At 68.0% G+C, this 18,270-nt stretch carries 17 protein-coding genes; 3 read left to right on the top strand and 14 right to left on the bottom strand.

Annotated features, from left to right (window positions below; genetic code table 11):
- The first annotated feature begins 64 nt into the window (after positions 1–64).
- Entirely contained in the window at positions 65–1,750 is a 1,686-nt protein-coding gene (locus tag VVD47_RS09215; protein ID WP_327603112.1) for an aspartate:alanine exchanger family transporter, read from the top strand.
- Positions 1,751–1,766: 16 nt separating this feature from the next.
- Here the strand turns inward: VVD47_RS09215 and VVD47_RS09210 are convergent, their stop codons facing one another.
- The 5 genes from VVD47_RS09210 to VVD47_RS09190 form a co-directional block, all read right to left on the bottom strand.
- Positions 1,767–2,459, bottom strand: a complete 693-nt coding sequence (locus tag VVD47_RS09210; RefSeq protein ID WP_327603111.1) for a DUF2325 domain-containing protein — start codon at positions 2,457–2,459, stop codon at positions 1,767–1,769.
- Between the two features lie 5 nt (positions 2,460–2,464).
- Positions 2,465–3,079 carry a superoxide dismutase gene (locus VVD47_RS09205; RefSeq protein ID WP_327603110.1) on the bottom strand — a complete coding sequence of 205 codons (615 nt, stop codon included), beginning with the start codon at positions 3,077–3,079 and terminating at the stop codon, positions 2,465–2,467.
- A gap of 64 nt (positions 3,080–3,143) precedes the next feature.
- Positions 3,144–3,596 carry a hypothetical protein gene (locus tag VVD47_RS09200; RefSeq protein WP_327603109.1) on the bottom strand — a complete coding sequence of 151 codons (453 nt, stop codon included), beginning with the start codon at positions 3,594–3,596 and terminating at the stop codon, positions 3,144–3,146.
- An 86-nt stretch (positions 3,597–3,682) separates the two neighbouring features.
- Positions 3,683–4,096: a hypothetical protein gene (locus VVD47_RS09195; protein ID WP_327603108.1), complete on the bottom strand. Its 414-nt coding sequence runs from the start codon at positions 4,094–4,096 to the stop codon at positions 3,683–3,685.
- 24 nt (positions 4,097–4,120) lie between these two features.
- Entirely contained in the window at positions 4,121–5,014 is an 894-nt protein-coding gene (locus VVD47_RS09190; protein ID WP_327603107.1) for a ZIP family metal transporter, read from the bottom strand.
- Positions 5,015–5,528: 514 nt separating this feature from the next.
- Between VVD47_RS09190 and VVD47_RS09185 the strand changes: the two genes are divergently transcribed.
- Complete coding sequence (locus VVD47_RS09185; protein WP_327603106.1) at positions 5,529–5,924, top strand: nuclear transport factor 2 family protein; 396 nt, start codon at positions 5,529–5,531, stop codon at positions 5,922–5,924.
- Positions 5,925–5,969: 45 nt separating this feature from the next.
- Here the strand turns inward: VVD47_RS09185 and VVD47_RS09180 are convergent, their stop codons facing one another.
- Genes VVD47_RS09180 through cyoA form a run of 7 tightly spaced genes read right to left on the bottom strand, consistent with a single transcriptional unit; the run spans position 5,970 to position 12,914 of the window.
- Entirely contained in the window at positions 5,970–6,518 is a 549-nt protein-coding gene (locus VVD47_RS09180; protein WP_327603105.1) for a response regulator transcription factor, read from the bottom strand.
- Entirely contained in the window at positions 6,505–7,845 is a 1,341-nt protein-coding gene (locus VVD47_RS09175; protein ID WP_327603104.1) for an ATP-binding protein, read from the bottom strand. The genes VVD47_RS09180 and VVD47_RS09175 overlap by 14 nt, the downstream gene beginning before the upstream one ends.
- Before the next feature lie 10 nt (positions 7,846–7,855).
- Positions 7,856–8,698, bottom strand: a complete 843-nt coding sequence (locus tag VVD47_RS09170; RefSeq protein WP_327603103.1) for an SURF1 family protein — start codon at positions 8,696–8,698, stop codon at positions 7,856–7,858.
- The gene (gene cyoD, locus VVD47_RS09165; RefSeq protein WP_327603102.1) at positions 8,695–9,135 is read right to left on the bottom strand and encodes a cytochrome o ubiquinol oxidase subunit IV; all 441 of its coding nucleotides are present in this window, start codon (positions 9,133–9,135) and stop codon (positions 8,695–8,697) included. The genes VVD47_RS09170 and cyoD overlap by 4 nt, the downstream gene beginning before the upstream one ends.
- Positions 9,132–9,779 carry a cytochrome o ubiquinol oxidase subunit III gene (gene cyoC / locus VVD47_RS09160; RefSeq protein ID WP_327603101.1) on the bottom strand — a complete coding sequence of 216 codons (648 nt, stop codon included), beginning with the start codon at positions 9,777–9,779 and terminating at the stop codon, positions 9,132–9,134. Before cyoC ends, cyoD begins: the two co-directional genes overlap by 4 nt.
- Before the next feature lie 11 nt (positions 9,780–9,790).
- Positions 9,791–11,797, bottom strand: coding sequence for a cytochrome o ubiquinol oxidase subunit I (gene cyoB / locus VVD47_RS09155; protein ID WP_327603100.1), 2,007 nt, complete (start codon positions 11,795–11,797; stop codon positions 9,791–9,793).
- Between the two features lie 28 nt (positions 11,798–11,825).
- A complete protein-coding gene (gene cyoA, locus VVD47_RS09150) occupies positions 11,826–12,914 on the bottom strand; it encodes a ubiquinol oxidase subunit II (RefSeq protein ID WP_327603099.1) in 1,089 nt (362 codons plus the stop codon).
- Between the two features lie 196 nt (positions 12,915–13,110).
- Between cyoA and VVD47_RS09145 the strand changes: the two genes are divergently transcribed.
- The gene (locus tag VVD47_RS09145) at positions 13,111–14,484 is read left to right on the top strand and encodes an MFS transporter (RefSeq protein WP_327603098.1); all 1,374 of its coding nucleotides are present in this window, start codon (positions 13,111–13,113) and stop codon (positions 14,482–14,484) included.
- A gap of 71 nt (positions 14,485–14,555) precedes the next feature.
- Here VVD47_RS09145 and VVD47_RS09140 read toward each other — a convergent pair whose 3' ends face one another.
- Together VVD47_RS09140 and VVD47_RS09135 are read right to left on the bottom strand one after the other, a co-directional pair.
- A complete protein-coding gene (locus VVD47_RS09140) occupies positions 14,556–15,758 on the bottom strand; it encodes an ammonium transporter (RefSeq protein ID WP_327603097.1) in 1,203 nt (400 codons plus the stop codon).
- 336 nt (positions 15,759–16,094) lie between these two features.
- The gene (locus VVD47_RS09135) at positions 16,095–18,263 is read right to left on the bottom strand and encodes a putative bifunctional diguanylate cyclase/phosphodiesterase (RefSeq protein WP_327603096.1); all 2,169 of its coding nucleotides are present in this window, start codon (positions 18,261–18,263) and stop codon (positions 16,095–16,097) included.
- Positions 18,264–18,270: the final 7 nt, after the last annotated feature.

Here is an 18,270-nt window from a genome sequence, read left to right as displayed (position 1 = left end):
CTGGGGTGAGCTGGTGTGCGCTGACGTGTGAGTCGGGGCCCAGGGGAGACGGATGCAGCAATGGTTGAATGATGTCGTCAAGGCGTCGCCGGAGATCGCGCTGTTCCTGTCGCTGGCGATCGGCGTGTGGCTGGGGCGTCGGCGCGTCGCAGGCGTGTCGCTGGGCAATGCGGCCAGCGTGCTGATCGTTGCCACCGTGCTGGGCGCGGTGTGGACCGGCCCGCTGGGCATCCAGTACCCGGCGTTGCTGAAGACGGTCGCCTTCGGGCTGTTCGTGTTCTGCGTCGGCTTCCAGGGCGGGCCGCAGTTCTTCGCTTCCCTCAGCCGGCGCACCGTGAAGCAGGTGGTGCTGGCCGTGTTCCTGGTGTCGGTCGGCCTGCTGACCACGCTGCTGGTGGCGAAGCTATGGGGGTTCGACAAGGGCACCGCGGCGGGCATCGGCGCGGGTGGCCTGACCGAGACCGCCATGCTGGCCACCGCCGTAAGCTCGCTGAGCGAACTGGGACTGAGTGCCGTCGAGCTGCAGGCGCAGCAGGCGAATGCCGCAGTGGCGTTCGCGCTGACCTACATCTTCGGCGCCGTGGCGGTGATCGTATTCATTCCACACATCGCGCCGCGCCTGCTGGGCATCGACCTGAAGCAGGAGGCCGCCACGCTGGAGGCGGAACTCTTCGCCGCGTCCGGCGCGGCGCAGGAGACGCTGGCCTATCGCCGGCTGGAGGCACGGGCGTACCGGGTGGGCGTGGCGGCCGGGGCGAGCGTCGCGGAGATCGAATCGATGCTGTCCGGCGGAAGGTCGCTGGTCGAATCGGTGCGACGCGCGGGACGTCCGCTCGTGGTGGAGCCGGGGCTGTTCCTGCAGGCAGACGACGAAGTGGTGGTGGCCGGCCACAGGGCGGCCATCGTGAAGGCGGCCAGCGTGATCGGCCCCGAGCTGGAAGGCTACGAACTGCTGGCGCCGGTGCAGGGTGTGCAGGCGGAGGTGGTGATCACGCAGGCGGCGGCATCCGGGCGCAGCCTGGGCGAAGCGACGGCGACGCTGGGCGCGCAGGCGCGCGGCGTGTTCCTGAAGGCGCTGCGCCGCGGCGGCGTGGCCCTGCCGATCACCCCGGCGACCGAGCTCATGCGTGGTGACGTGCTGACCCTGATCGGCTCGTCGGCCGACGTGGAGCGGGTGACCGCGCTTGTCGGCAAGCCGCTGGCGCACGGCGAGAGCGGCGACCTGGCCTACCTTGGCCTGGGCCTCGTGGCGGGCACCCTGCTCGGCCTGTTGGGGGTGCATGTCGGTGGCATTCCGGTGGAGCTGGGTGCCGGCGGCGGGGTGCTGATCGCCGGCCTGCTGTTCGGCTGGTACAACTCGCGCCATCCGCTGGTCGGCTACATTCCCCACCATGCCAGCCGCGGCTTCTGGGACATCGGGCTGGCGATGTTCGTGGCCCTGATCGGGCTGAACGCCGGCCCGCAGGCACTGGACGCGCTCAGGGAGCAGGGCGGCCAGGTGCTGATGGCCGGCGCCATCGTGACCCTGGTGCCGCAGGTCGCGGCGCTGTACTTCGGCCGCTACGTATTGCGCATGCACCCGGTGTACCTATGTGGCGCGCTGGCCGGCGCACAGACGCAGGACGCCGCGATGGTGGCCACCAACGACGCGGCGGAGAGCGCCACGCCGGTGCTCGGCTTCACGGTGCCCTACGCGGTCGGCAACGTCGGCCTGACCCTCATCGGCCCGCTGGTGGTGGCCCTGGTCTGACGCAGCTTCGGGCGCTTCAGGTGGCGGTGGCGAGCGGCCCGTTGCCGTCGACCGCGGTGAGGCGGCCGCCACGGCGCACCAAGCGGATCGCCTGCGGATGTTCCACCAGCATGCAGGGCTTGCCGGTGCGCTTGCAGTGGTCCTGCACGCGCCAGTAGGCATCGTGGCTGATGCAGCCGGTCTGGCAGATGACCAGGTCGGCGGCCAGCAGGCTGGCTTCCAGTTCCGCCTCGCTGCTCACGCGCACGCCAGCAATGGCGGTGAGCTGCCCGCTGCCGTCCGGGCGCAGGTCCTGCGCATGCAGGGTGCCGGCTTCGTCCGGCGCCAGGCACAGCACCGACGAACCGGGTTGCGGCTCACCGATGCGCGCCTCCGCCGCATGGGCGCGGCGCTGCCAGTACTGCCGCTCGCGGATGAGGTCCTGCACGCGCTCCTGCGCCGACACCAGGTCCCGCTGCAGCACGGCGCGCCGCCGCAGGCCCGGTGCGGCGGCCTCCAGCGCGGCGCGGTCCTCGCGCGCGAAGGCCCGTGCGGTCAGGTGGATGACGGCGGCGGCCCGTGCGCGCAGGAGTTCGGCCTCCAGCGCGTCGATGGCGAGGCGCTGCGCAGCGGCCAGCGCCGCGCAGTCCGCCTGCACGCGCGCGTAGTGCCGCATCAGCACCGCCAGCTCGTGGGCCAGCAGGTCGAAGTCGTCCGTGGCGCTGCACATGGTGTTCAGGCGCCGGTCGCCTCGCGCCAGCGGCGCTCGACTTCCTGCCAGTGGATCACGCGGTAGAAGGCGGCGATGTATTCCGGCCGCTTGTTCTGGTAGCGCAGGTAGTAGGCGTGCTCCCACACGTCCAGGCCGAGGATGGGCGTATTGCCCTGCATCAGCGGGCTGTCCTGGTTGCCGGTGCTTTCCACCACCAGCTTGCCTTGCGGGGTGACGCTGAGCCAGGCCCAGCCGCTGCCGAAGCGGCTGACGGCCGCCTGCGTGAAGGCCGTCTTGAAAGCGTCGAAGCCGCCGAGGTCGCGGTCGATGGCGGCACGTAGCGCTTCGCCGGGCGTGCCGTCGAATGCGGGCGTCATCACGGTCCAGAACAGGCTGTGGTTGGCGTGGCCACCGCCCTGGTTGCGCACGGCGGTCTGCAGGCGCTCCGGCAGGCTGTCGAAGCGGCGCAGCAGCTGCTCCACCGGCTCCTCTTCCAGCCCGCTGCCGGCCAGCGCGGCGTTCAGGTTGTTGATGTAGGTCTGGTGGTGGCGGGTGTGGTGGATCTCCATGGTCTGCGCATCGATGTGTGGCTCCAGGGCATCCACGGCGTAGGGCAGGGCGGGCAGGGTGTGGGGCATGGTTGTTGTCTCGTGGCTGAGGGAAAGCGGGTGGGCGGTGGAGAGGGCGCGTTGCGAGGACCTCTCAGTGCAGCGTGCCGGTGCTGGCGGCGCGTCGCGCCAGCGTGGCGTCGATGCGGATGGCATGCTCGCCGTGCTGCTGGCGGAACTGCACCAGTGCCGCGTAGGCCTCGCGCAGGTGGCGGATGGCGGCCGTGCGCAGGGGGGCCGGCAGGTCGGGGTCGGCGGCGGCCTCGGCCAGGCTGTTGTGGATGGCGCACAGCGTGGTGGCGGCGCCGTCCAGGCGGCCCAGGCAGGCCTGGGTGTCGGCAAGGTTGAGATAGCTGACCACCAGCGCGGCCACCGCGTCGTCCGCCTGCGGCCAGTCATCGAAATGCAGCAGCACGATGTTGCGGGCTTCTTCGTAGCACTGCAGGGCCTGCTCGAAGGCCTCGTCACCGAAGAGGGCGTTGCCCTTGCGGGTCATCTGCTTCCAGTGCTCGCCGGCGACCGGCTCGGCGGAGGGGGTGTGTGGCATGGCGATTGGTGGCGACCAGGGGCGAATGACCGGTTGGGGGGCGGGGGGCTCGTGACGCGTGGTGATCAATGCGCGGATCAACGCTGCTACGCGTGCCGGTGTGGCGCGGGGAAGCACTTGTCGAGCACGGGCGATTGCAGCTCGCCGCGGCAGCGCTGCACGGCGGCGTCCACCGCGCGCAGGGCAATCGGGTCATGCGGGTGCAGTAGCGACACGATGCGTGCCTGCGCGGCCGGCGCGTAGGCCAGGCACAGGCGCCGCCAGCGCCACGGCAGCGCGGAGTCACTGGCGCTGCGCAGCAAGGTCTGCAGCGTGCGCAGCCGGGTGCTCACAGGGTTGCAGGCGCGACGGCGCAGCAGTTCGTCGGCGCAGGCCAGGTAGTCGTCGATCAGCCCGCTGTCGGTGGTGGCCAGCGCGCAACGCAACTGCCACTGCAGGTGCAGCCAGTGTTCGTACAGGGCGGGTGTGGTGAGGGGGATCGACACGAGGGGGATCGACATGAGCGGGATCGGGGTGGAGTCCGGTCAGACCAGCGCGGTGTCCAGCACCATCATCAGCACGAAGCCCAGCAGCAGGCCGGTGGTGGCGTAGCGTTCGTGCCCCTGGCGGTGCGATTCGGGAATCACTTCGTGGCTCACCACGAACAGCATGGCGCCGGCCGCGAAGGCCAGGCCCCAAGGCAGCAGCGGCGCGCTGTAGCTCAGGGCGGCGGCGCCCAGCACGGCGGCGATCGGCTCGACCAGCCCCGACGCGGCGCCCAGCAGGGCGGCCGGCCAGCGACGGATGCCGGCGCTCTGCAAGGCCAGCGCGACGACCAGGCCTTCCGGCACGTCCTGGATGGCGATGCCGGTGGCCAGTGCGGCAGAGCGCGCCGGGTCGGTACCCGCGGCGGACACGCCGATGGCCAGCCCCTCCGGGATGTTGTGCAGCACGATCGCGAAGATGAACAGCCACAGGCGGCGGATGCGCAGGCTGCTTTCGGCGCCCGCACCGCCGAAGAAGTGCTCGTGGGGTAGTTGGCGCTCCAGCAGCATCAGGCAGCCGGCGCCCAGCAACAGGCCGCCACCGGTGATGAGCGCCGCGCTCCACGCACCGTGCCCCTGGCTCTGGGCGGCGCCGAGGGCCGGCACGATGAGGGAGAAGCAGGTGGCCGCCAGCATGACGCCCGCGCCGAAGCCCAGCATCGCGTCGTGGATGCGGCGGCCGGGCGCGCGGGCCAGCAGCATCGGCAACACGCCCAGCGCGGTGGCCAGGGCGGCGATGCTGCCGGACGCCAGCGCGGCACGCATCGCGGGCACGACCGCGATCGCCTGCCAGGCGTGGGCGAGGAGGATGACGGCACCGGCCACGACGATGCTCAGGCCGAAGGCGTGCCGGACACGGGCAGTGGTTTTCATCTGGCGGATCAGGGGATACATGGGTTGTTCTCCGTGCTTCTGGCGTTGCGAGGCTGGCGGGCGATTGCATGCGGCAGAAACTATTGCTATTTAAATACGAATTATTCGCATTAGCAACGATATCTTTGAGTGGAGAGGGCGAAGCAGGGTTCCGGACGGACGCATGAAGTTTGTCCGGCCGACACGGGCGGTCGTGGGATGGAGGTCGGGTGGAGGCGCGCTGGAGGCTGTGGCGCGCCTATGGGGAGGGAAGAACGCGGGGTGGCAGGCGCCGCACGCGGAGACGGCGCGCACGTAGCTGGGTGAGCCCCCGCGACGCGCAGCGGGCCAGTGCATCAGGCGCGCGACGGTGGCCGGGTCACCGAGGCCGGTCGCACAAAGAGACAGGAGCTCACTGGCGCGCCCGTGGCTGCTGCACCCTTCCGACGCAGTACAGGTAGGCATCCGCCGACGCCCGTTGCCGTGCCGTCTGACAGGCTTCTCACCTGGGAGCAGCCATATTGGAAGCTCCCGAAGTTCTACCAAGGAGATCGCCATGCAGACCGCAAGCGAAGAAGTCATCGCCCTCGAAAACCGCTTCTGGCAGGCCATCATGGACGAGGACGCCGACACCGCCGTGTCCCTGCTCGACGAACCGGCGCTGATGGTGAGCTCGCACGGCGCCATGAAGTTCGACCACGCCGGTTACCGCAAGATGGCGGAGATGGGCAGCATGACCGTCAAGGAGTACCGGCTCAGCGACATGCAGGCGGTTTTCCCCAACGCGGATACTGCCGTGCTCACTTATCGCGTCAGCCAGACGCTGTCGATGCGCGACAACGCAGAAGAGGTCCAGCAGAACATGGCGGATTCGTCGGTGTGGACGCGCAGGGACGGCGCCTGGCGTTGCGTCATGCATACCGAGACGCCGGTGGACAAGACGCAGGGCTGAGCACGACTCCGCGAACGGACCGCTCGGCCTGCCAGGCGCCGGTCGCTACTTGATGCGCTGCTTCTCCAGCTTGCGCGCCAGGGTGCGGCGGTGCATGCCCAGGCGGCGGGCGGTTTCGGAGATGTTGAAGTCGCTGGCCACGAGGGTTTCGTGGATGCGTTCCCACTCCAGCGTCTTCAGCGAGGTGGTGCGCTCGGTGAGTTCGACGCCGGCGTCGCCCTGCACGCGCGCGAAGGCCGCCTCGATGTCGTCGGTGTTGGCGGGCTTTGCCAGGTAGTGGCGCGCGCCCAGCTTGATGGCCTCCACCGCGGTGGCGATGCTGGCGTAGCCGGTCAGCACCACGATCATCATGGCGGCGTCATGTTGGTGGAGGGCCTGCACGCAGGCCAGGCCGGAGTCGCCATTCGCCAGCCGCAGGTCCACCACGGCATAGCCGGGGCGATGCTTCTGCAGCAGGCCGTGCACTTCATCCAGGTTGGTCGCGCGCAACACTTCGTAGCCACGCCGCTCGAAGGAGCGGATCAGGGTGCGGGCGAAGGCGTCGTCGTCTTCGACGATCAGCAGCAGGCGCTGGGCGGGATCAGCGGTGGTCATCCGCGTCATCTTCGTGCGGCGGCGCCAGCGCTGCAAGAGGCAAACGGACTTCCACCTCGGCGCCCCCCACGTTGCGGTTGCGCGCGGCGATGCTGCCACCCAGCGCGCGCACTACGTTGACGGCGAGGAACAGGCCGAGCCCGCCACCCGGCCGGCCCTTGCTGGACTGGTAGGGCTTGCCGAAGCGTTCCAGCATGGCGGGGGCGAAGCCCGGGCCTTCGTCGAGCACGCGCAGCACCAGCTCATCGCCCTCGCAATGCGCCAGCAGGCTGGGCGCGGCGTGGGGCGAGGCGTCCAGCGCGTTGTCGACGATGTTGTCGATCATCTGGCGCAGCGCGAAGTCGGAAATCATCGGGAAGTCCGGCGTGTTGCTGCGGTCGTAGTTGAGCCCGAAGACGGCGTTGCGGGTACGTCGCCAGTGCGCCACCAGTTCGTCGAGGAAGGCGTGCAGGGTGGTGACCACCGGCGCCTCGCCACGCGCCTCGCCGGCCGATAGCAGGATGCCGCTGACGATGGTCTTGCAGCGCTGCAGCTGTAGCTGCATCTCTTCCATCTCTTCGCGCAGTTCCGGCTCGCCGGCGAAGGGGGCCATGCGCGTCCAGTCGCCGAGGATCACCGACAGCGTCGCCAGCGGGGTGCCCAGTTCATGCGCTGCCCCGGTGGCCAGCAGGCCCATGCGCACGATGTGCTCTTCCTCGGCGGCACGCTGGCGCAAGTCGGCCAGGCGCGCGTCGCGCGCGCGCAGGTTGCGCCCGATCCGTACCAGGAAGATCGTCAGCAGTGCGGCGTTCAGCAGGAAGCACAGCAGCAGGCCGCCCGCGTAGTGGGTGGATACCGCGCCGTTCTGGATCTCGGGTTCCGGCAGGGGCTGGTACCACTGCGTCAGCGCGGCGAAGCACAGGCCGGTGACGCCGACGATGGTCCAGGTGTGATGCGGACGCAGCAGCACCGAGGCCACCGCGACCTGCAGCAGGTACAGGAAGATGAAGGGGTTGGTGATGCCGCCGGAATAGTAGAGCTGGGCGCTGAGCACGCCGACGTCCACCAGCAGGCCGGCCAGCAGCTCGCGGTCGCCGATGTGTGACGCGCTGCGGCTGCGCAGCCAGCACGCGGCGTTGAACAGGGCCAGCACGCCCAGCGTGCTGAGCATCGCCCCCAGCGGCAGGTCGATGCCGAGCACGACGTGCACGGCGATTATGGTCAGCAGTTGTCCGCCGACGGCCAGCCAGCGTAGCTGGATGAGCTGCAGCAGGTTGCTGCGGCCCGCGAGGGTGTCGGCGGCCTGCGTGGCCTCTCCCTGAGCGGTGCGCGGCGCGGCGGCGCTCATGCGGGAGGGGTCAGCTGCGCTCGGTGGCGAGGCTTGCCGCGGCGCGACGGCGCTGCGCCCGGTGTTCGATGGCGACGGCGTAGGCCAGGGCCACGGCGGTCATGGCGGCGAGCACGAACCAAGTCAGTGCGTAGCCGAGGTGGCTGTTGTTGAAGTGCAGCACGGTCAGGCCGGCGCGCGGCCAGCCCAGCGGCGCATCGTTGTCGGCGGTGGCGTCGACGAAATAGGGGGCGATCGAAGGGGCGATCGAGGACGCACCTGCGCCGGGCTGCGTGCCGCCGCCCAGCCCGCGGGCCTGGGCGATGGCCTCGACGTCGCGCGAGTACCAGCGGTTCTCGGTCGGTGCGTTGTCCTGCAGCAGGCGGCCCTTGGGTTCGCTGAGACGCAGCAGGCCGGACACGGTCTGCACCCCCTCGGGTGCGGGCTGGTCGCGCTGTGCGGGGTCGCGCTTGTCCGCCGGCACGAAGCCGCGATTGACGATCACCCAGTAGCCTTGCTCGGTCTGCAGCGGCGTCAGTACCCAGTAACCGGTGCCCAGCGCGGTGGAGGCCTGCACCAGGGTTTCCCGGTCGTTGGCGAAGCGGCCACGCAGCGTGACGCGACGGTATTCGGCGTCTGCGTCGGCCTGCACCTCCCAGTCCGCGGGGCCCGGCGCGGCGATCGGCGCGGCCTTCTGGTGCTCGGCGATGCGGCCGATCAGGTCGGTCTTCCAGGCCAGGCGGTCGAGCTGCCACATGCCCAGCGCGACGAAGGTGGCGAAGGCGAACAGGCCGGTCAGCAGCAGCGCCGCCCAGGCCAGCGGCCGCCGCCGGGTGTCTTCGCGTGGGTCCGTGACTGGCGATGTCGTCGTCATGGCATGGCTCTCATGTCGTGCGTGGGCATCATGTTGGTGTTCAGGTGGTACATGACCCAGATGGAGCCGGCCAGCATGATGACCACCAGCGCGATCGTGAAGATCAGCGCCAGCATGGACCAGCCGCCCTCGATCTTCGAGTTCATGTGCAGGAAGTAGATCATGTGCACCACGATCTGCACCGCGGCGAAGCCGAGGATCACGAAGGCGGTGAGCCCCGGCGTCGGCAGCACGTTGCCCATCACCAGCCAGAACGGGATGGCGGTGAGGATCACCGACAAGATGAAGCCCTGCACGTAGCCCTTCACCGAGAAGTGGTAGTGATCGCCGTCGTCATGGTGGTCATGGTGGTCGTGGTGAGCGTGGTCGCCATGACCGTCACGGCTCGCATGGCCGTGCTGATGGTCGTGCTCGTGGTGGTGTCCGGTGGCGCTCATGGCAGCACTCCCATCAGGTAGACGAAGGTGAAGACGCCGATCCACACGACGTCGAGGAAGTGCCAGAACATCGACAGGCACATCAGGCGACGCCTGTTCTCGGCGATCAGGCCGTATTTCTTCACCTGGAACATCAGGGTCACCAGCCAGATGCAGCCGAAGGTGACGTGCAGGCCGTGGGTGCCCACCAGCGTGAAGAAGGCCGACAGGAAGGCACTGCGCTGCGGACCGGCACCCTGGTGGATCAGGTGGGCGAACTCGTAGATCTCGATGGCCAGGAAGCCCAGGCCCAGCAGGCCGGTGACGCCCAGCCAGCCCAGCACCTGCGCCTTGCGCTTGTTCTGCGCGCCGATCATGGCGAAGCCGTAGGTGATCGACGACAGCAGCAGCAGCGCGGTGTTGAAGGCCACCAGCTGCAGGTCGAACAGGTCGGCGCCGGACGGGCCCGCCGCGTAGCTGCGGCCGAGTACCGCGTAGGTGGCGAACAGCACCGCGAAGATGAGGCAGTCGCTCATCAGGTACAGCCAGAAGCCCAGCAGCGTGCCCTGTTGCGGGTGATGGTCGCCGTTGTCGTAGAACACCGGCTCCTCGTGGCTTGCTGCGTCGGCGCCGTTGGCGGCGGCAAGAGTCGGTTGAAGGCTCATGTCGTGTCGCCTCAGGCTTGCGCGGCGGCCAGCGCACGGGTGCGCTCGTCTTCGCTGCGCGTCACTTCCTCGGCGGGAATGTAGTAGTCGCGCTTGTAGTTGAAGGTGTGGATGATCGTCGCTGCGACGATCGCAACCAGGGCGAGGGCGGACAGCAGCCACATGTGCCAGATCAGGGCGAAGCCGAGCGCCGTCGACAGGCCGGCGATGATGATGCCGGCGGCGGTGTTCTTCGGCATGTGGATGGCCTTGAAGCCGCTGACCGGGCGCCGGTGGCCGCGACGCTTCATGTCGTGCCAGGCGTCGTTGTCATGCACCACCGGCGTGAACGCGAAGTTGTAGGCGGGCGGCGGCGAGGAGGTGGACCACTCCAGGGTGCGGCCCTCCCACGGGTCGCCGGTAATGTCGCGCAGTTGCTCGCGGCGCAGGTAGCTGACCACCAGCTGGATCAGGAAGGAGGCGATGCCCAGCGCGATCAGCACCGCGCCGAAGGCGGCGATCTGGAACCAGATCTGCAGCGAGGGATCGTCGAAGTGGCTCATGCGGCGGGTGATGCCCATCAGCCCCAGCACGTACAGCGGCATGAAGGCGAAGAAGAAGCCGATCTGCCAGAACCAGAAGGAGCACTTGCCCCAGAACGGGTCCAGCTTGAAGCCGAAGGCCTTGGGGAACCAGAACACGATGCCTGCCATGAGGCCGAACAGCACCCCGCCGATGATCACGTTGTGGAAGTGCGCCACCAGGAACAGGCTGTTGTGCAGCACGAAGTCGGCCGGCGGCACGGCGAGCAGCACGCCGGTCATGCCACCGATGACGAAGGTGACCATGAAGCCCACGGTCCACAGCATCGGCACGTCGAACTGGATGCGCCCGCGGTACATCGTGAACAGCCAGTTGAAGATCTTCGCCCCGGTGGGGATCGAGATGATCATCGTGGTGATGCCGAAGAAGGAGTTCACGCTGGCGCCCGAGCCCATCGTGAAGAAGTGGTGCAGCCACACGAGGTAGGACAGGATGGTGATCACCACCGTGGCGTACACCATCGAGGCGTAGCCGAACAGGCGCTTGCGGCTGAAGGTGGACACCACTTCGGAGAAGATGCCGAAGCAGGGCAGGATCAGGATGTACACCTCGGGGTGGCCCCAGATCCAGATCAGGTTCACGTACAGCATGGCGTTGCCGCCCAGGTCGTTCGTGAAGAAGTTGGTGCCGAGGTAACGGTCAGCGGTGAGCAGCGCCAGCGCGGCGGTGAGCACCGGGAAGGTGGCGACGATCAGGACGTTGGTGCACAGGGACGTCCAGCTGAACACCGGCATCTTCATCATCGTCATGCCGGGCGCGCGCATCTTGATGATGGTCGCTATCAGGTTTATGCCCGACAAGGTGGTGCCGACCCCCGCGACCTGTAATGACCATAAGTAGTAATCGACGCCGACCCCGGGGCTCTGCAGGATGCCCGACAGCGGCGGGTAGGCCAGCCAGCCGGTGCGCGCGAACTCGCCGACGAACAGCGAGGCCATGACCAGCACGGCGCCGCCGGCGGTCATCCAAAAGCTGAAGTTGTTCAGGAAGGGGAAGGCCACGTCGCGCGCGCCGATCTGCAGCGGCACCACGTAGTTCATGAAGCCGGTGACCAGCGGCATCGCCACGAAGAAGATCATGATCACGCCGTGGGCGGTGAAGATCTGGTCGTAGTGGTGCGGCGGCAGGTAGCCCAGGTTGTCACCGAAGGCCACGGCCTGCTGCAGGCGCATCATCAGCGCGTCGGCGAAGCCGCGCAGCAGCATCACCAGGCCGAGGATGATGTACATGATGCCGATCTTCTTGTGGTCGATGCTGGTCAGCCAGTCACGCCACAGCGGGCCCCACACGCGGTACTTCGTCATCAGGGCGAGCATGGCGGCGCCGCCGAGCACCACCATGGCGAAGGTGGCCCAGATGATGGGGTCGTGGGGAATCGCGTCCGGGCCGAGGCGGCCGAACACGAGCTTGTATAGGTCGAGGGATTCTGTGGGCATCTGTCGAGCGCTCGCGTGAGCGGCCGCCTCAGTTGAGGGCGGTCGCGGCGGGGAGTTGGTCGGCCGGGATCGGGTCGGCCGACAGCGTGTTGGCGGAAAGCGGGCCGGCGGTCACCGGCAGCGGCGCGCCGCTCGGGTTGTCGGGCGTGCACAGGGCCGCGCCGACGTACAGGCGGGTGCCGCCGCGCCACTGCGTGCTTTCGAGGTAGGCGAGGCCGGCGCGACCCATGCCGCCGGCGGCGTCGATGGCCATCATCTCGGACATGCACATCTTGCTGGCATCGACGCAGCGGTTGACGATGGCCTCGAAGAGTTTCGGATCGACATTGCCGAAGCGGCGCACCGGCTCGCGCGTGCTGGGTTGTTCCAGCTGCAGGAAGACCTTGCGGTTCAGTTCCTCGCCATCCTTGCGGTGGGCCTCGACCCAGCGCTCGAAGCCGGCATCCGACAGGCCGTGGAACTTGAACCGCATGTGCGAGAAACCGTCGCCGCTGAAGTTGGCGGAGAAGCCGTCATACACGCCCGGGCGGTTGATCACCGCGTGCAGCTTGGTCTCCATGCCCGGCATGGCGTAGATCATGCCGGCCAGCGCCGGCACGTAGAAGGCGTTCATCACCGTCGACGAGGTGATCTGGAACTGGATCGGGCGGTCCACCGGCACGGCCATCTCGTTCACCGTGGCGATGCCCTGCTCCGGGTAGAGGAACAGCCACTTCCAGTCCAGCGCCACGACCTGCACCACCATCGGCTTGACCTGCGGGTCCAGCGCGCGGGTGGCGTCGATGCGCTCCAGCGGTCGCCACGGGTCCAGCTTGTGGGTGCTGATCCAGGTCAGCGCGCCCAGCGCGATGATGATCAGCAGCGGTGCGCCCCAGATGACCAGCTCCAGGCGGGTGGAGTGGTCCCAGTCCGGGCTGTAGGTCGCTTCCTTGTTCGATTCGCGGTAGCGCCAGGCGAACAGCAGCGTCAGGGCGATCACCGGTACGATGATCAGCAGCATCAGCAGCGTGGAGGTGACGATCAGATCCGCCTGCTGGGCGGCAATGTCGCCCGAGGGATTCATGACCACCATGTCGCAACCACCGAGGAACAGCGCTGACAGCAGAGCAGGCAGCACGATCCCGGGATTGCTGCAGCCGCGGAGGGGCGGGCGGGAGGCGTGAGGCATGGAGTGTATCGAAGACATTGAACTTCCGGGCGCACGGGAAATCCTTACTTGTGCGCGGCGGTGCAATATAGCCTTATTGACCTGGATCAACGATAGGACATTTTGTCCTACCCTCCCAACCCCAGAGCCACACAGAGCTTTCGCCATGACAGATACAACAAGTCCCGCGACGCCGGTCATCTACCGCCCGGTGCCGCAGAGAGAGACAAGCAGCATCCACGATTCCGAGAAGCGCACCCAGCAGGAGCACGAGCGGGTCGCACCGGGGGACATCGCCGTCGGCGTGGTGATCGGCCGCGCCTCGGAATACTTCGATTTCTTCGTCTTCGGCATTGCCTCGGTGCTGGTGTTCCCGGCGGTTTTCTTCCCGTTCGTGGATCGCCTGCAAGGCACGCTGTATGCATTCCTGCTGTTCGCCTCGGCCTTCGTGGTACGGCCCTTCGGCACGCTGATCGGCATGGAGATCCAGCGCCGCTTCGGCCGCAGCACCAAGCTGACCGCCGCGCTGTTCCTGCTCGGTTGCTCCACCGCCGGCATGGCCCTGCTGCCCGGCTATGAAAGCCTGGGCGTGGCGGCTATCGCACTGCTCGCGCTGTGTCGCATCGGCCAGGGCATCGCCATGGGCGCGTCCTGGGATGGCCTGCCGTCGCTACTGGCGCTGAATTCCCCGCCGCATCGGCGTGGCTGGTACGCCATGCTGGCGCAACTGGGCGCGCCGCTGGGCTTCCTGATCGCCTGCGCCCTGTTCGCTTACTTGTGGGGCAACCTGCAGACCAGCGACTTCCTCGGCTGGGGCTGGCGCTATCCGTTCTACGCCGCCTTCGCCATCAACGTGGTGGCGCTGTTCGCGCGGCTGCGCCTGGTCGTGACGCATGAGTACGAGCGCGATCTCGAGGACTTCGAACTGGAGCCCTGCAACGAGAGCGAGCTGTTCCGCGAGCAGGGCACCAACATCCTGATCGGTGCCTTCGCGGCGCTGGCGAGCTTCGCGCTGTTCCACATCGTCACGGTGTTCCCGCTGTCATGGATCCTGCATTACTCCGACCAGGCCATCGGCGACTTCCTGGGCGTGCAGATCGTGGGCGCCTTGCTGGCCGCTGCCGCCATGCCGGTGTCCGGCCTGGTGGCCGACCGCGTGGGACGGCGCAGCACGCTGGCATTGCTGGCCATCCTGATCGCCGTGTTCAGCCTGCTGGTGCCCTTCCTGCTCGACGGCGGCGTGCTCGGCCAGGATCTGTTCATCCTCGTCGGCTTCGTGCTGCTGGGCCTGTCCTACGGGCAGGCAGCGGGCACGGTGACAGCCAATTTCGCACCGCGCTTCCGCTACACCGGTGCGGCGCTGACCTCCGACCTCGCCTGGCTGATCGGCGCGGCCTTCGCGCCACTGGTCGCGCTGGGCCTGTCGTCGCGCTTCGGGCTGATCGCGGTGACGGTGTACCTGCTGTCCGGCTGCGCCTGCACCCTGCTGGCCCTGCGCGCCAACAAGTGGTTGTCCGAGCGTGATGACGCCACCGCTTGATGTGACGGACAAGAAAACGCCGGCCTGTTGGCCGGCGTTTTTCTTTGTACCGCGGTACTGAAGCCTTCCGTTTACCAGAGGGTCTCGCGTTCCGCCGTGGCGCCGATCTTGTGGATGGTCAGGTCGGCGCCGGCGAATTCTTCCTCCGGGTCCAGGCGCAGTCCGCTGATCAGCTTCAGCGTTCCATAGACGATGCCGGCGCCCACGACTGCGACCGCGATGCCCGCCAGCGTGCCGATGATCTGCGCCATCAGGCTGACGCCACCGAGGCCGCCGAGTGCCTGGCTGCCGAAGATGCCGGCCGCGATGCCGCCCCAGGCACCGCACAGGCCGTGCAGCGGCCATACGCCCAGCACGTCGTCGATCTTCCAGCGGTTCTGCGTCAGCGTGAACAGGATGACGAACAGCGCGCCGGCGATGCTGCCGATGACCAGTGCGCCCAGCGGGTGTACCAGGTCGGAGCCGGCGCAGATGGCGACGAGGCCGGCGAGCGGGCCGTTGTGCACGAAGCCCGGGTCGTTGCGGCCGACCAGCAGGGCCGCCAGGGTGCCGCCCACCATCGCCATCAGCGAATTGACCGCCACCAGGCCACTGATGGCTTGCGCGGTCTGCGCGCTCATCACGTTGAAGCCGAACCAGCCGACGGTGAGGATCCAGGCGCCGAGGGCCAGGAAGGGGATGCTGGAGGGCGGGTGGGCGGCGATCGCGCCGTCATTGCCGTAGCGCCCGCGCCGCGCGCCGAGCAGCAGCACGGCGACGAGGCCGATCCAGCCGCCCACCGCATGCACCACCACGCTGCCGGCGAAGTCGTGGAACCTGGCGCCGTAGCTGGCTTCCAGCCAGGCCTGCAGGCCGAGGTTGCCGTTCCAGGCGATGCCTTCGAAGAAGGGGTAGACGAAGCCGACCAGCAGGAAGGTGGCGGCCAGTTGCGGTGAGAACTTCGCGCGCTCGGCGATGCCGCCGGACACGATGGCCGGGATGGCGGCGGCGAAGGTCAGCAGGAAGAAGAACTTGGTCAGGTCGTAGCCGCTCTTCTGCGCCAGCACTTCGGCGCCGCTGAAGAAATTGACGCCGTAGGCGATGCTGTAGCCGATGAAGAAGTAGGCGATGGTGGACATGGCGAAGTCGCTGAGGATCTTCACCAGCGCGTTCACCTGGTTCTTCTTGCGGACGGTGCCGACCTCCAGGAAGGCAAAGCCGGCGTGCATGGCGAGCACCATGATGGCGCCAAGCAGGATGAAAAGAACGTCGTTAGGGCTGTGTGTCTGCTCCACTTTGGGGCTCCGTGATGATTGACGGCGGTGGATGAAGCAGAAAGCGAGCCAGATTTTTCTGGTTATTATTCAGTCGCTTATGTAGCCGCCGCTCGGCTGGAATGCACTTTCATGGTGCTTGTGCATTGCGATCAATGCCCTGTTTTGGTGATTTTGGCCCTGCCTCTGCCCCGCATACGAGCCGGTTTGCCGCAGCTCATGGGCAGGTCTGGTGCGCGTGGTTTGCACGTGGCCAATGTGGGCCGTGCGCGGCTGACGACAGCCAGCCTGTGGAGCCGGCTGGATCACCCGCACGGGCGGGGAAGGGTCTGGTGGCGCGGAGAACGATTCAGCGGATCAGGCCGCCGCGCGGGCCAGGTAGGCTGGCACCGCGTCCGCCGCCATCGGGCGGGCGAACAGGTAGCCCTGGAATTCGTCGCAACCCAGGCCGATGAGGGTGGCGAGTTCCAGTTCGTTCTCGACGCCTTCGGCCACCACCTTCATGCCGAGGCCGTGGCCGAGCGAGATGACTGCGCGCGGGATCAGCAGGCCCTGCCCGCCGCGGTCGCAGCCGCTGACGAACGAGCGGTCGATCTTCAGCGTATCCAGCGGCAGGCGGCCCAGGTAGGCCAGCGACGAGTAGCCGGTGCCGAAGTCGTCCACCGCCACGCCGACGCCCAGCGCCTTGATGTCGGCCAGCACCCTTGCGGTGTGCGCGACGTCGCCGACCAGCATGCTCTCGGTGATCTCCAGTTCCAGCGCGCGTCCGTCGAGGCCGGTGGTCTCCAGCGTGTCGCGCACCAGGCTGGCGATGTCCTGCTCCTGGAACAGGCGGGCGGAGAGGTTCACCGCGACATGCAGCGGTGCGCTTCCCGGTGTGCTGCCCTTCGTGCGTGGCCAGGCGCGTGCCTGCAGGCAGGCCTCGCGCAGCACGAAGGTGGTCAGCGCCGGCATGAGGCCGATTTCCTCGGCAATCGGAATGAACTTGGCGGGTGACACCGCGCCGCATTCCTCGCTGGTCCAGCGCAGCAGCGCCTCGAAACCGGTGACGCGGCGATCGGCGCCGACCTTGGGCTGGAACACCACGCAGAACTCGTCGCGCTCCAGCGCGCCGCGCAGCGAGGACTCCAGTTGCAGGCGTTCAGTGGCCGCGGTGTTCAGCGAGCCGGTGAAGAAGCTGTACTGGTTCTTGCCGCGCGACTTGGCGAGATACATCGCGGCGTCGGCGTGACGCATGAGGGTGTCGAGGTCGTCGCCATCCGCAGGGTAGCGCGCCGCGCCGATGCTGCATGACACGCGCAACTCCTGCTCCTCCACCACCAGTGGTTCGGCGATGCTCGCCAGCACGCGGTCGAGGATGCGTTCGGTCTCGCCGTCGGTGCCGTGGTCGGTGAGGATCAGCACGAACTCGTCGCCGCCGTAGCGCGCCACCGTGTCGCTGTCGCGCAGGCAGTGCGCCAGCCGTTGCGAGACCTCGACCAGCAGGCCGTCGCCGGCGGCGTGGCCGAGGCTGTCGTTGATCAGCTTGAAGTTGTCGAGATCGATGAAGGCCACGCTGACGCCACCGCCATGGCGCCGGGTGACGCGGATGGCATGCTCCAGGCGCTCGTCCAGCAGGTGGCGGTTGGGCAGGCCGGTCAGCAGGTCATGGTTGGCCTGGTACTCCAGCTGGGCCTGTACGCGGCGGCGCTCGCTGACGTCTTCCACCGTGCCTTCGTAATACAGCACGCTGCCGTCGGGGGCCACCACGGCGTGCGCGTTCTCGGCGATCCAGATGCGCTGGCCGTCGCGACGCATGACCTCGGACTCGAAGGCGACGACGCGGCCATGTTCGCGGATGCGGCGCTTGAATTCGGCGCGCCGCTTCGGGTCGACGTACAGATGGGTGCCGATGTCCTGCAGCGATGCCATCAGCTCGCTGGGCGAGGCGTAGCCGTACAGCCTGGCCAGCGCCGGGTTGGCGGCCAGGTAGTGGCCGTCGACGCTGGTCTGGAAGATGCCGATCGCCGAGTTGTCGAAGATGCTGTGGTAGCGCAGCTCGGTCTCGATCTGCTGCTGCAGCGCGGCGACCTGCAGGGTGATGTCCTGCACGAAGCCCTCCAGCACCATCTGGCCATGTTCGTCGCGCACCTGCGTGCCCCGTTCGACGACCCAGCGCACACCGCCGTCGCGATGGTTGATGCGGTACTCCACGCGGTAGCGGTCGCCGGCCGCCAGCGCGGCCTCGATCTGCTCGCGCACGGTGTTGCGGTCTTCGGGATGGGTGATGGTCTCGTAGCTGATCTCGCGATTGCCGACCAGCGCCTCGCCGCCGTAGCCGGTGAGCACGCGGCAGCCTTCGCTGACGTACTGCATGGTCCAGTGCGCATCGATTGCGCAGCGGAACACCATGCCGTCGAGGTTGCGCTCCAGCGTGCTGAGCATGCGCTGGTGGTCCACGCCCGCGCGCAGCTCGGCAGTCGTGCCGGCCAGGTCATTGCTGCGATGGCGGGTGAAGAGCCTGTGCAGGCTGATCGCGTCTTGCATGGATAGG

It is taken from the genome of Uliginosibacterium sp. H1, assembly GCF_036017065.1.
In the GTDB taxonomy this organism is placed as follows: Bacteria; Pseudomonadota; Gammaproteobacteria; order Burkholderiales; family Rhodocyclaceae; genus Uliginosibacterium.
The sequence above is the reverse complement of the archived record's forward strand: the minus strand, read 5'-3'. Positions and strand labels throughout refer to the sequence as shown.

What these genes read in the sequence shown, in the direction of transcription:
- VVD47_RS09190 (WP_327603107.1), bottom strand. Translation starts at nt 5,014, where the DNA reads ATGTATCCCCTGATCCGCCAGATGAAAACCACTGCCCGTGTCCGGCAC.
- VVD47_RS09170 (WP_327603103.1), bottom strand. Translation starts at nt 8,698, where the DNA reads ATGACGACGACATCGCCAGTCACGGACCCACGCGAAGACACCCGGCGG.
- VVD47_RS09205 (WP_327603110.1), bottom strand. Translation starts at nt 3,079, where the DNA reads ATGCCCCACACCCTGCCCGCCCTGCCCTACGCCGTGGATGCCCTGGAG.
- cyoC (WP_327603101.1), bottom strand. Translation starts at nt 9,779, where the DNA reads ATGAGCCTTCAACCGACTCTTGCCGCCGCCAACGGCGCCGACGCAGCA.
- VVD47_RS09180 (WP_327603105.1), bottom strand. Translation starts at nt 6,518, where the DNA reads ATGACCACCGCTGATCCCGCCCAGCGCCTGCTGCTGATCGTCGAAGAC.
- cyoB (WP_327603100.1), bottom strand. Translation starts at nt 11,797, where the DNA reads ATGCCCACAGAATCCCTCGACCTATACAAGCTCGTGTTCGGCCGCCTC.
- VVD47_RS09200 (WP_327603109.1), bottom strand. Translation starts at nt 3,596, where the DNA reads ATGCCACACACCCCCTCCGCCGAGCCGGTCGCCGGCGAGCACTGGAAG.
- VVD47_RS09145 (WP_327603098.1), top strand. Translation starts at nt 13,111, where the DNA reads ATGACAGATACAACAAGTCCCGCGACGCCGGTCATCTACCGCCCGGTG.
- VVD47_RS09135 (WP_327603096.1), bottom strand. Translation starts at nt 18,263, where the DNA reads ATGCAAGACGCGATCAGCCTGCACAGGCTCTTCACCCGCCATCGCAGC.
- cyoD (WP_327603102.1), bottom strand. Translation starts at nt 9,135, where the DNA reads ATGAGCGCCACCGGACACCACCACGAGCACGACCATCAGCACGGCCAT.
- VVD47_RS09175 (WP_327603104.1), bottom strand. Translation starts at nt 7,845, where the DNA reads ATGAGCGCCGCCGCGCCGCGCACCGCTCAGGGAGAGGCCACGCAGGCC.
- VVD47_RS09185 (WP_327603106.1), top strand. Translation starts at nt 5,529, where the DNA reads ATGCAGACCGCAAGCGAAGAAGTCATCGCCCTCGAAAACCGCTTCTGG.
- VVD47_RS09195 (WP_327603108.1), bottom strand. Translation starts at nt 4,096, where the DNA reads ATGTCGATCCCCCTCGTGTCGATCCCCCTCACCACACCCGCCCTGTAC.
- VVD47_RS09210 (WP_327603111.1), bottom strand. Translation starts at nt 2,459, where the DNA reads ATGTGCAGCGCCACGGACGACTTCGACCTGCTGGCCCACGAGCTGGCG.